Origin of the sequence: Flavivirga jejuensis (assembly GCF_030540765.1) — a bacterium.
Classification (GTDB): domain Bacteria; phylum Bacteroidota; class Bacteroidia; order Flavobacteriales; family Flavobacteriaceae; genus Flavivirga; species Flavivirga jejuensis.
On the sequence record NZ_JAUOEL010000009.1, the window covers coordinates 19,374 to 31,745 of the forward strand.

Below are 12,372 nucleotides of genomic sequence, written 5' to 3' on the forward strand. Positions count from 1 at the left end.
TTGGCCCATAAAAGGTTTTTAAAAATCATACTATGAAAAAATATACATTATTTCTATTGTCCATTTTTTTGATGGCTTGTAAAAGTGAAATTAAAAATGTTGCTCAATTTAAAAACCCCCGCGATCTCTACATTGATTCAAGGAAAATAGATTCTCGTAATCACTACGGTGAAAAGGGTTTATTGACAAGGTTGCTTCCAAATTTGCTAAAGAAGTATACTACTATTTGATTTTTTACCGACCTAATTAACTCAAATTATGAAAAAAATAAAATTTAAATACATCATATTCATATCAATACTACTATCTGTGATACAGGCTTGTGATCTTAGTTATTTAGATAAAGATATAGAGGATTTTGACACAGAGGCAAATTGGGCAATCCCTGTGGGAAATATTACGTATGCAGTGGGTGAATTGATCAATGAAATTGATGCAGAAGGTTTAGAAATCAAAGAAACTAACGAAGGCGTAGTCTCGTTTGTGTATTTAGACACTTTAGCATCAGTTAGCGCTGTTGATGCTACAGAAATTCCAGATCAGAGTTTCCCTTCACAGGATTACAGTCCAGGAATAGATATTCCTTCTCCAGGATCGTTTATTGATGAAACTTTAATTCTTGACCAAATACCTCCTTTTGCCTTTTCATTAAGTGGATCAAATGGTGAAGAATTTAATAAAATCGTTTTTAGTGAGGGGTACTTACGGCTTACAGTTCAATCAACATTTGCTGATATTGATATGGATTTGACACTAACCCTCAATTCGTTAAAGTCTAAAACCGATGATAGTCCTTATGAGGTAACAATGCCCATAAATGGAGCAACCTCTGAAATAATTGGTATTGATCTAGCAGCTTTCTGGGTGGACTTAACAGACGATGGTAATGGAGGAAGTACGACCAATACTTTTGTATTAACAGTTTCGGGTAGTATTGATCTGGACATTGGAGATACAATAGCCTCTGAGCAAAAATTGTCATTTTCACTGGATATGACGAACCTCCAATTTGAAGCGATTTACGGCAATTTAAAAAATCAAACTGTAAATAGTGACAGTCAAACCATTGACTTCGACGTTTTTGAAGATTTTGGTACTGGTACGTTTCTATTTGCGGATCCAACATTGCGATTGATAGTCGATAATAGTTTTGGATTTCCTTTGGGGATTGATTTTGGAAACATTGCTGTAAGTAATGCCAGCGAAGCCAACTTATTAATGGGAGCTGTTACAGATACGCCCCTAATTATTAATGGCCCTGCACTAGACCAACAAGGACAAACTGTAAGAGATACTATTACCATAGATAATACAAACTCAAATATTGTTGATCTGTTAGCTTTAAAGCCCTCTCAATTAACGGTAGATATCTCTGCAACATCAAATCCAAATAGTTATTCAACTCAAAACTTCATTTTAAATACCAGTGCATTAAATGCCTACGTAGAAGTTGATATGCCCCTGGATGTTGTTCTTGAAAATATTGAATTTGAACAAGAACTGGATGACATTAATGGAGCAGATTTTGAAGATCTAGGTGAGACGACCTTAAATATACATACCATAAATACCATTCCGTTGGGAGGGACACTTGAAATGGTGTTTTACAATGACAATTCAATTGTTTATACAATAACCGAACAAGTAGTATTTGCTGCTGCACCAGTAGACACCAATGGTATTAGTACGGGGGCTTCTACTAATACAGCGTCATTTGACATTACAGGAGACGATTTAAAAACAGCCACAAGAGCGGTTTTAAAATTAAAAATGAATACTACAAATGCTAGCGCAAACAGTCCTGTAAAGTTACTAGCAGCTAACACTTTAGATATTAGCATTACAACAGATGTAAGTATTGATATTAATAACAACTAGGTCATGCAAAAAAAAAGAACTCTATTAATATATGCTTTTATAGCTTTTACTATGTATCATGTTACAGCACAAGAATATTTCTCTTTTTACCAACTAAGAGATTATGTGTTTCAAACACAGGGTATTTCACCTACCTATATGCCGCAAAATACATTTACGATTGCAATTCCCAGTTCAAATTTTGGTGTAAATTACCAGAATGGTTTTCGATTAAAAGATCTTTTAGTAGAAAACACAAATTCAGGGGCATTGGAAATTGATCTTAAAAACCTTTTATTGCATGTTGGTGATATCAATACTTTAAAAACTAATGTCACAGGTCACCTGTTTTATATGGGGTTACGTAAAGGGAAAAATGCCTTTTCTGTGTTTTTAAACACAAAAACAGACGTAAATGCTCAGCTTACAAAACCTTTTTTTAATTTTTTGGCTAATGGCAATAGTTCTCAAGTGGGAGAACTTATCGATTTGAGCCATGATAAGTTTAACGCTACAGCATATCGTGAGATCGGTTTCGGGTATGTAAGAACCTTTTTGGACAGTAAATTTAAAGTAGGATTTAACCTAAGGCTCTTACGTGGTGTTTTTCACGCATCGACACAGCGTAATGCAGAACTAACGTTATTGACCAAAGCAGATACTTATAATTGGGAAATGACAGCCCAAAATGCTACTGTAAATACTGCAGGGCTTGATTTAATTATAAATAAAGATAATTACCCTAATAATGCATTAACTTCATATATTTTTGGAAATAAAAACAAAGGAATAGCCTTCGATCTTGGTGCATCTTACCAAATAAGCAAAAAGTTTATAATAGAGATTTCCACTAATGATATAGGAAGTATTACATGGAGAGAGCACGTTATTAATTACAATATTGAAGATGGAAGTGGAACATTTACCGGTTTAGATTTAAAAGATATAGACGATGTCGAACAGGCATTTGAAAATGAACTAAGTACTATTTTTACAACCAATGAGACACAAAGGTCTTTTAAAACAAAATTAGGTGTTAAATCATATGTCTCTACGTCTTACTTACCAAATAAAAAAAACAGGTTTAGTCTTACCGGTTTTAACAACTATACTTTTAATGATTTTTCTCCCTCTTTTGCATTAGCCTATAATCGCACCTTAAAAAGGGCAACTTTTGGCCTAACAAGTAGTTTTGGCGGACACCAAAAACCCATAGGCATTGGAGGCAATTTTGCAGTTTCTTTAGGTGCATTACAAATATATGCTGCAACAGATAATATAGTAAGTAAGATTGAGAATGTATATAGTGCTGATTTTCGTTTTGGAATAAATTTGAATCTAGGATATAAAAAATGGCTAAAAAAGATCAACAAAAGGGGTGAAATTAGACAATCAAGAGTTTATTTAAAAATATTGTAATCATATAAAAATTGTTTACCAATTTATATAGATAAGTTATGTGCAGCCTACAGATAATGATGGAGATTAAAGTTTAAAAAATATATCACAATTCATTTTTTAAATGTTCTCCCTTATGTGGTTGGGTAATATTGATGTAGATGTCTCAACTATTTTTTATGGTTCGCTTATATTTTTCTACTTCTTCCTTGGAGAGTTCTAGTTTTAGGTAATCTTTTCCGAAGTGGGTTTTAACTTCTTTTACCTTATCCAGTAGCTCATCTTCTTCATCTTCTATGTTTTCAAACTTCTTTTCTATAAAATCATCGTCATCCTCTTCAAAACTTTGTTCAAATAGGGATTGCAACATTGCCATTGTTGGTAAGGTTTGGCTTTTCTCAATATCCTTGATAATGGCAATGGCATTATTTATTCGGTTTTTGATGATTTCCTCTACCATACTTTTCCCTAAACGGTCTGAGGGCAAAAAACCGTGCCACTCAAAAAAGCGCATCACCATATCCAACGTTTTGGAATAGCTGTTAGAAACCTTTTTTGAAAAACGCTTAAACCTTAACAAGGTTTTCTTTTTTATCCGTACGGTTTTAAAATCATCCATTTGGGCTATGTTTTATTTTAAGATTGTGACAATATTTTTTAATATTCATTAGGCTTTTCAATGGTTTTGTGACAATTTAATTGACTACTCCAAAACTTTTTAAAACCCCAAAACCCCTATAAAAAAAAGGCTTTACAGGGTAAATGAAATAACGTAACGCTGCGCCAGCCCGTTACCCTCTTGCTCTACATTTTTCCCGATGGTCAAAATTCCGAGCCACCTGATTGTTCCAATCAGATGCTTTTTTTTAATTGGTAATTGATAGGTGTTCAATAGGAAAATTAAATCACAACAAAAATGACCATACGTTAAGCCTTTTTTGTGGCTTATCTAAATATAGGTTCTATTGTTTTATAATAAAAAGCGTGATTTGATGCCAATTGGTTAAATTATTGAATTGGTTTTAAATAAAAGGGATCTGAAGAAATACAGCTTGAGAAACGTTAGTTCTAAAAAAAGGAAACGTAAAAACTAAGGGAGTTTAAATTGAAAAAAAATCTTAGGATTGTGTTTCTTTTGGGTGTACTTCTTTGGAATATTCAAACCGAAAAAACCATAATATAGATAACCAGTAAAAAGGACTTATTTGCTTTGTTATTTTCATTTACAATTCCCTTTTTGTGTTTTCTCACAGGGATTTCCAATATGCGTTTTACTTTGGTTTCCATAAGATGTGACTTTAATTAAACAATATTTGTGCAGGTTCCAAAACGAAAAGCAACTATTTGTCTCAAATTTTCAATTAAAAAATTGGATGGATCCCCTGACGAAGGAAGCGGGTTAATGCCATTATTTAAGCAGATAAATTTGATGGTAAATTGAACGCGCTGTACTTAGTGCCAATATTTATTTATGTCCTAGCGCAGCGTTCCTTTTTGCTTTCGTTTTCAAAGGAAATAGTAAAGATGCGCAGCATACCTAATATTTTTATAGAGTTCGATTTTGGTTATGGCCAGCTAACATATTAATCTTTATGGAGAATTTGATCTTGATAAATCCCTTTTAATGCTTTATTCGTCCCTTGTTTAATTTACATAAGCACTTATTATTGGCTGTTCTCTGAGAAGTTCATACTATTCGGTTTAAAATATACCAAAAATCATAAAGGAAAATCATAAAATTAAACACTCCTAAGAAAATGGAAAAAAAATACAATTGCAATTATCCTTCATCCTTTTTAGCTTACTGAGTTTGACCAGCTATGGTCAATCTGTAGGAGATGAATTTACGGCTGCTAATAATATAAAATACCAAGTTACTTCTATCTCTACAACTGCCGTTAGCGTTCATTGAAAAAAAAGACCGCCGAAACGACACAGAAAAACAGAATATTAAATAGATAACCAAAAATGAATATTAATAATTAAAAAAGGTGGACAAATGAGTTACAAACGATTAAAACTAAGTGCCATACTCATATTAGGACTCGGACTGACAGGGTTGCAGGCACAAGAAAGCGTTAACGCCACAGGCGGCAATGCTTCAGGCAGCGGAGGTTCGGCTAGCTATTCCGTAGGACAGGTTGTTTACACGACCAACACAGGAACAAATGGTTCTGTGGCACAAGGCGTACAACAACCCTATATTTCGATAGCATTAGGAATTGAACAAGCCAAAGGCATAAACCTTTCGGTTACGGCTTATCCCAACCCAACTACCGATTATTTACAGTTGAAAGTTGAAAGTTGGAAGTTGAAAAATTTATCATATCAACTATATGACATTAACGGAAAACTTTTGCAAAACGAGAAAATCATAGGTAATCAAACAAGTATTATTATGAGTAACCTTCTTCCTTCAACATACTTTGTGAAAGTAATGCAGGTCAACAAAGAAGTTAAAACATTTAAAATCATTAAAAATTAAGGAGGTCAAACCAATGAAAAAATTATTTACATTTATTTTAGCTGTATTACTAACAGCAACCACCTTTGCACAAGCACCCGAAAAAATGAGTTATCAAGCGGTAATCCGCGATGGAGCAGGTGCTTTAGTAACAAACCAAGTAGTAGGGATGCAAATAAGCATTTTGCAAACTACAGCGACAGGAACAGTTGTATACAAAGAAAACCAAACACCAACCACTAATGTTAACGGATTAGTAACATTAGAAATAGGAACAGGAACTGTTTTAAGTGGCAATTTTACTACCATAGATTGGTCTTCTGGTCCTTCTTTTATAAAAACAGAAACCGACCCAACAGGAGGCACAAGCTATACCATTGCAGGCACAAGCCAGTTGTTAAGTGTACCTTATGCATTGCAGGCAAAAAAAGCTGAAAATGGTATTTCGACTGCACAAGCTAATGAAATAGCTGCCAACACTTTAAAAGTAGGATATACCGATGCCTTGGTGTCAGATAATGACCATGTAGTTGCCAACACTTTAAAAGTAGGATATACCGATGCCTTGGTGTCAGCTAATGACCATGTAGTTGCCAATACTGCAAAAGTGGGGGCTATCACAGGCACAGCTACCGGCCAAATGCAATACTGGAACGGCACTGCATGGGTAATAGTGGCAGTAGGAACTACAGGGCAAAGACTTACTAATCTAAATGGCGTACCAATTTGGATAGATAATGATACCAATATTGATCCTACATCTGGACTAATGTGGCAAGATATAACTTCCGCCACAGGCAAAATATGGATGGACCGCAACCTTGGAGCTTCGCAAGTAGCAACAAGCAGTAACGATGCTGATGCTTACGGGGACTTGTACCAATGGGGGCGTGCTGCCGATGGGCACGAAAGCAGAACATCAAGCACAACAGCTACATTAGCAACAAGTGATACTCCCGGGCATGGCGATTTTATTACCAACAGTAGCCTAGCCGACTGGCGTAGCTCACAAAACGACAATTTATGGCAGGGCGTAAGCGGCACCAACAACCCTTGCCCAAGTGGTTACCGCCTGCCAACAGAAGTTGAATGGGAAAACGAGCTCACGAGCTGGGACAGTAATAATTCAGCCGGTGCTTTTGCATCGCCACTTAAATTGCCCGTGGCAGGCTACCGCTTCTACAGCAGTGGTTCGCTCTACAATTTGGGTTCCATCGGCTACTATTGGTCAAGTACGGTTAGTGGTACTTACTCCAAATACCTGTACTTCAGCAGCAATGCCGGCATAAGCAGCCTCAACCGGGCGCACGGCTTTAGTGTACGTTGCCTTAAGGATTGACACTTTGATTAGCGAAGCGATTTGATACTTTGTCACTTAAACTACCTGTCCGCCGAAAAGGCGGAACAGGTAGTTTTTTATAATACCCGCTTTGCGGGTCGGAATTTTTGCGAAAAACAAGAGCTGAGTTGAACTTGTTTAAACTATGCCGAGTTGAGCAAAAATCATGTTAATAATTTTTTTTTGAAATATCCATAATATGACCATAGCAGAAAAAATACAAGTTAGTGCCGATAAAACAAGATTTACACTTTTCAAAGAAGGTTTATTTTAATAAGTGCTATAACGAGGATGCTATGATGTTTACTCAAAAGGTACATACAAAACTGTAACCTCAAACAATGAAGGAATTATTGAATCGTATGTTTGGCTTGTAGATGGACATAAAGACTTAAGAGTTGAGCGGACATTGATTTCTCCAAATCAAAGTTTTAAAATTAATGAAGAAATAAACGATATTGAATTAAGTAAAGAAGATTTATTTTCTCTGTATCCAAATCCAATTAAAGAAGGTCGATTATTACGGGTTGAAGCTAGTTTATTAAATAAAACAATGGTTAAAGTGAATAATTATTATGGGCAATTAGTTGCAGAATTTGAGTTCTCAAATTCGAACTTTTATGAAATAAAAACGGATAGACTTTCCAGTGGTATGTATTTTATCAGTTTCATTCAAAATGGTATAGTTTCAACTGAAAAATTGATTATTAACTAATAAAAACACCTTGTTACTACACATAATGTAGAATCGAAGAAAACGCAAAGATAGTGTGAAAATGAAATGCGGAATCGGAAACGTAATAGAAAACGCATTAATTGTGGATAAAAACACAATCTGAATCAAAAAAAAGAAAAAAATACTCAGAAAGAACCACAAAATACAAGAGATAACTACGAGGATATAAAAGAGATCCTTATCAATAAAACGGGTCAGTTTTTTATGTTTTAAAGGCTACTTCGAATATTATAACTTTTATAACATCCCATAGACAACCTGTTTAGTCCCTATTTTAACAAAGTTTGGCGCATTCTTTTGGATGCTACCTATAAGAGTTTCAATTTTGTTCTTTATTTCATGAATAAACCCCTAAATTATGAAAACTAGAATATTAGTAATGTGTTTATTATTTGTAACACATTTAATTTCTTCGCAAGAAAATATTCCAGCATCAGGAGGAGTAGCCACAGGAAGTGGAGGGTCATCCAGTTATTCTTTTGGTCAATTGGTTTATACCATAAATACAGGTAGTGGTACCGTTTCCCAAGGCGTTCAGCAAGCTATCGAACACTTTAGCTTAAGTAATCCAGAACTTACAACTGTAAATTTATCAGCAGTTACCTACCCTAATCCTACAACAGATTATGTTGTGTTAGCCATAAGCGATACCAATCTTACAGATTTAAGCTATGTCCTTTATGATTTACAAGGTAGAGCAGTTACAAAAGGCATAACAACACAAGCCAATACCCAAATAGCGATGCAAAATTTGGCATCAGGTACCTATGTACTAAAAGTAAACCAAAATAGCCATGAATTAAAAACATTTAAAATCATTAAAAATTAAGGAGGTCAAACCAATGAAAAAATTATTTACATTTATTTTAGCTGTATTACTAACAGCAACCACCTTTGCACAAGCACCCGAAAAAATGAGTTATCAAGCGGTAATCCGCGATGGAGCAGGTGCTTTAGTAACAAACCAAGTAGTAGGGATGCAAATAAGCATTTTGCAAACTACAGCGACAGGAACAGTTGTATACAAAGAAAACCAAACACCAACCACTAATGTTAACGGATTAGTAACATTAGAAATAGGAACAGGAACTGTTTTAAGTGGCAATTTTACTACCATAGATTGGTCTTCTGGTCCTTCTTTTATAAAAACAGAAACCGACCCAACAGGAGGCACAAGCTATACCATTGCAGGCACAAGCCAGTTGTTAAGTGTACCTTATGCATTGCAGGCAAAAAAAGCTGAAAATGGTATTTCGACTGCACAAGCTAATGAAATAGCTGCCAACACTTTAAAAGTAGGATATACCGATGCCTTGGTGTCAGATAATGACCATGTAGTTGCCAATACTGCAAAAGTGGGGGCTATCACAGGCACAGCTACCGGCCAAATGCAATACTGGAACGGCACTGCATGGGTAATAGTGGCAGCAGGAACTACAGGGCAAAGACTTACTAATCTAAATGGCGTACCAATTTGGACCAATATTGATCCTACATCTGGACTAATGTGGCAAGATATAACTTCCGCCACAGGCAAAATATGGATGGACCGCAACCTTGGAGCTTCGCAAGTAGCAACAAGCAGTAACGATGCTGATGCTTACGGGGACTTGTACCAATGGGGGCGTGCTGCCGATGGGCACGAAAGCAGAACATCAAGCACAACAGCTACATTAGCAACAAGTGATACTCCCGGGCATGGCGATTTTATTACCAACAGTAGCCCAGCCGACTGGCGTAGCTCACAAAACGACAATTTATGGCAGGGCGTAAGCGGCACCAACAACCCTTGCCCAAGTGGTTACCGCCTGCCAACAGAAGCTGAATGGGGAAACGAGCGCACGAGCTGGGACAGTAATAATTCAGCCGGTGCTTTTGCATCGCCACTTAAATTGCCCGTGGCAGGCTACCGCCGCAGCAGCTCTGGTTCGCTCTACAATGTGGGTTCCTACGGCCTCTATTGGTCAAGTACGGTTAGTGGTACAAACGCCAGTACCCTGTACTTCCTCAGCAGCGATGCCTACATGAACAGCTACGGCCGGGCGTACGGCTTTAGTGTACGTTGCCTTAAGGATTGACACTTTGATTAGCGAAGCGATTTGATACTTTGTCACTTAAACTACCTGTTCCGCCTTTTCGGCGGACAGGTAGTTTTTTATAATACCCGCTTTGCGGGTCGGAATTTTTGCGAAAAACAAGAGCAGAGTTGAACTTGTTTAAACTATGCCGAGTTGAGCAAAAATCATGTTAATAATTTTTTTTTGAAATATCCATAATATGACCATAGCAGAAAAAAGACAAGTTAGTGCCGATAAAACAAGATTTACACTTTTCAAAGAAGGTTTATTTTATAAGTGCTATAACGAGGATGCTATGATGTTTACTCAAAAGGTACGGGCATATAAAGTAAGCTCAAAATTTGTAAAAAGTGTAGGTGCGGAGGTGCGGAGTTTGGGTTTTCCGGCAAGCGAAATAGAGAAAGAGAATTTAAAGCTACAAGCTATTTCAGAAGCTATACAAGCTACAAGCTATACTGAAAAAACTTATGGTATTGTTTTTTCATTGAAAGAAGACATTAAACAAAATTACAACTTTCATCATGGCAAAAATACACTGCCGGAGCTCATGCTAAAGAACAGAAAAACGAATAGTATGGGGAGTGCAGCAAATAATCCTAACATATCGTCCCGCCTTTTGCGAGATACAAGCGTAAGCAGTTTCAGAACGATGCATTGTTTTGAAATGTGTAGAAGATATGTTTTATTGCCCGTGGCAGGCAACCGCAACAACAGCAATGGTTCGCTCAACAATGTGGGTTCCAACGGCAACTATTGGTCAAGTACGGTTAGTGGTACAAACGCCAGAAACCTGAACTTCAACAGCAGCAATGCCAACATGAACAGCAACAACCGGGCGAACGGCTTTAGTGTACGTTGCCTTAAGGATTGTAATACTATGCATGGTTCAACCACAGCCCTTGTTTCTTTTAATGCCAATTTTAAAATTAATGTATTATGAAAAAACTCAAAGCCATAATTGTTTTATTATTCATTTGTGCTTTTACTTATGCCCAAAACAGCATTACAGGCACATTTACAGGACTTGCCAATCAACACATTAAACTTGTAGGATTTAACGGTTTTGATACTTACGCAATTGACAGTACACAAGCTGATGAAAAAGGCAGATTTAATTTAAAATTCAGTAAAAATGATTATGGCATGGGCTATCTTTTGTTGCAGGACAATAAAAGTTTTGTTATTATACTTTCGGAAAATGAAAACCTGCAATTAGTAGCCGAAAAATTTGCTACACATGAAACCATTGTAATTATAAGCGGTAAACAAAATAAACTTTTTGAGCAATATGCCACGGAGCATCCACGCCGTGAACAAACTTTGAGTGCATGGGACTACCTTACAAAAGTTTACAGGAAAGATTCGCTTTTTGCTGTTCATAAAATTCCCAAACAGGCAATAGAAACCGAAAAACAACGCATTATAGCCGAAGACAGTTTATTCTTGGCGAGTTTACCCAAAAATTCTTATGTAAGTTATTATTTGCCGCTTCGCAAATTGGGGAGTTCGGTCTCTACCATAGCCCAATACCGCACCGAAGAAATTCCTTCTACTATTCAAGCATTCAGAGAAATAGATTACACCGATAAACGCCTTTATAATAGCGGCTTGCTGAAAGAAGTTATTGAAAGTCATTTTTGGTTAATAGAAAACAGCGGTCGCTCTTTGGATTCTGTTTACATAGAAATGAATAAATCCATAGACATTTTGGTTGCAAACCTTTTACCGGACGAATATAAATTGAATGAGATAACAGAATACTTATTCAAATCTCTTGAAAAACGCAGTTTATTCAGAGCATCAGAATATTTGGCATTGAAATTACTCAACGAGCAGGGCTGCACCATTAACAACGATTTTGCGGTACAATTAGAAAGCTATCGTGCCATGAAAAAAGGAAATACAGCACCAGATATTAAATTTAAGAACGATATTATTGCACCCAGCTATAAAGCTACCGAAATACCCAAAATGCTTTCCGATATAAAAAGCAATTATACAGTAGTTGTATTTGGTGCAAGTTGGTGTCCACAATGCCCGCAAGAGTTGTCGCAAATGGCCAAACAATATGCTAAATGGAAAGAACAAGGCGTTGAAGTTGTATTTGTGTCATTAGACGAAGACAAGAACATATTTAAAAGTTTTGCAGAATTGTTTCCATTTATTAGCATCTGCGATTACCAAAAATGGGAAAGCCCTATTGTACAAAGTTATCATGTATTTGCCACCCCAACCATTTATTTGCTTAATAATAAACGAGAAATTTTACTGCGACCTAATTCAGTAAGTCAATTAGACTCGTGGGTAGATTGGTATTTGGTGCAAGGCAATAAGTAACTAGAAATGAAAAATAGCATGACAATAACCAACGAAACGCTAACACGCAATATAGCAAAAAGCGGTGAAGTGCTTAATTGGGGCGGTTTTCGCCCGTTTCAACTTCAACTCGGTTTGATAGTGAATTACTCGCAATCCGCTTCGTGGCATATTGCCATCCGTC

The 12,372-nt window shown here is 36.4% G+C and carries 10 protein-coding genes; 9 read left to right on the top strand and 1 reads right to left on the bottom strand.

Annotation, left to right across the window (positions count from 1 at the left end; translation table 11 throughout):
- Positions 1–258: 258 nt before the first annotated feature.
- Positions 259–1,878 carry a hypothetical protein gene (locus Q4Q40_RS21065; RefSeq protein WP_303304025.1) on the top strand — a complete coding sequence of 540 codons (1,620 nt, stop codon included), beginning with the start codon at positions 259–261 and terminating at the stop codon, positions 1,876–1,878.
- A gap of 3 nt (positions 1,879–1,881) precedes the next feature.
- Entirely contained in the window at positions 1,882–3,276 is a 1,395-nt protein-coding gene (locus Q4Q40_RS21070) for a DUF5723 family protein (protein WP_303304026.1), read from the top strand.
- A 145-nt stretch (positions 3,277–3,421) separates the two neighbouring features.
- On the opposite strand, the gene Q4Q40_RS21075 is transcribed toward Q4Q40_RS21070, so the two are convergent.
- Complete coding sequence (locus tag Q4Q40_RS21075; protein ID WP_303304027.1) at positions 3,422–3,874, bottom strand: BfmA/BtgA family mobilization protein; 453 nt, start codon at positions 3,872–3,874, stop codon at positions 3,422–3,424.
- Positions 3,875–5,254: 1,380 nt separating this feature from the next.
- On the opposite strand from Q4Q40_RS21075, the gene Q4Q40_RS21080 reads away from it, so the two are divergent.
- From Q4Q40_RS21080 to Q4Q40_RS21110, 7 genes are all read left to right on the top strand, one after another.
- Complete coding sequence (locus Q4Q40_RS21080) at positions 5,255–5,740, top strand: T9SS type A sorting domain-containing protein (protein WP_303275870.1); 486 nt, start codon at positions 5,255–5,257, stop codon at positions 5,738–5,740.
- 13 nt (positions 5,741–5,753) lie between these two features.
- Positions 5,754–7,058 (top strand): DUF8740 domain-containing protein, encoded by a 1,305-nt coding sequence (locus tag Q4Q40_RS21085; RefSeq protein WP_303304028.1) that lies wholly within the window; start codon positions 5,754–5,756, stop codon positions 7,056–7,058.
- Between the two features lie 409 nt (positions 7,059–7,467).
- Positions 7,468–7,773: a T9SS type A sorting domain-containing protein gene (locus Q4Q40_RS21090; protein WP_303304029.1), complete on the top strand. Its 306-nt coding sequence runs from the start codon at positions 7,468–7,470 to the stop codon at positions 7,771–7,773.
- Positions 7,774–8,152: 379 nt separating this feature from the next.
- Positions 8,153–8,623, top strand: coding sequence for a T9SS type A sorting domain-containing protein (locus Q4Q40_RS21095; protein ID WP_303304030.1), 471 nt, complete (start codon positions 8,153–8,155; stop codon positions 8,621–8,623).
- 13 nt (positions 8,624–8,636) lie between these two features.
- Entirely contained in the window at positions 8,637–9,872 is a 1,236-nt protein-coding gene (locus tag Q4Q40_RS21100; RefSeq protein WP_303304031.1) for a DUF8740 domain-containing protein, read from the top strand.
- Positions 9,873–10,071: 199 nt separating this feature from the next.
- Positions 10,072–10,812, top strand: a complete 741-nt coding sequence (locus tag Q4Q40_RS21105; protein WP_303304032.1) for a fibrobacter succinogenes major paralogous domain-containing protein — start codon at positions 10,072–10,074, stop codon at positions 10,810–10,812.
- Positions 10,809–12,209: a TlpA disulfide reductase family protein gene (locus Q4Q40_RS21110; RefSeq protein ID WP_303276211.1), complete on the top strand. Its 1,401-nt coding sequence runs from the start codon at positions 10,809–10,811 to the stop codon at positions 12,207–12,209. Before Q4Q40_RS21105 ends, Q4Q40_RS21110 begins: the two co-directional genes overlap by 4 nt.
- Positions 12,210–12,372: the final 163 nt, after the last annotated feature.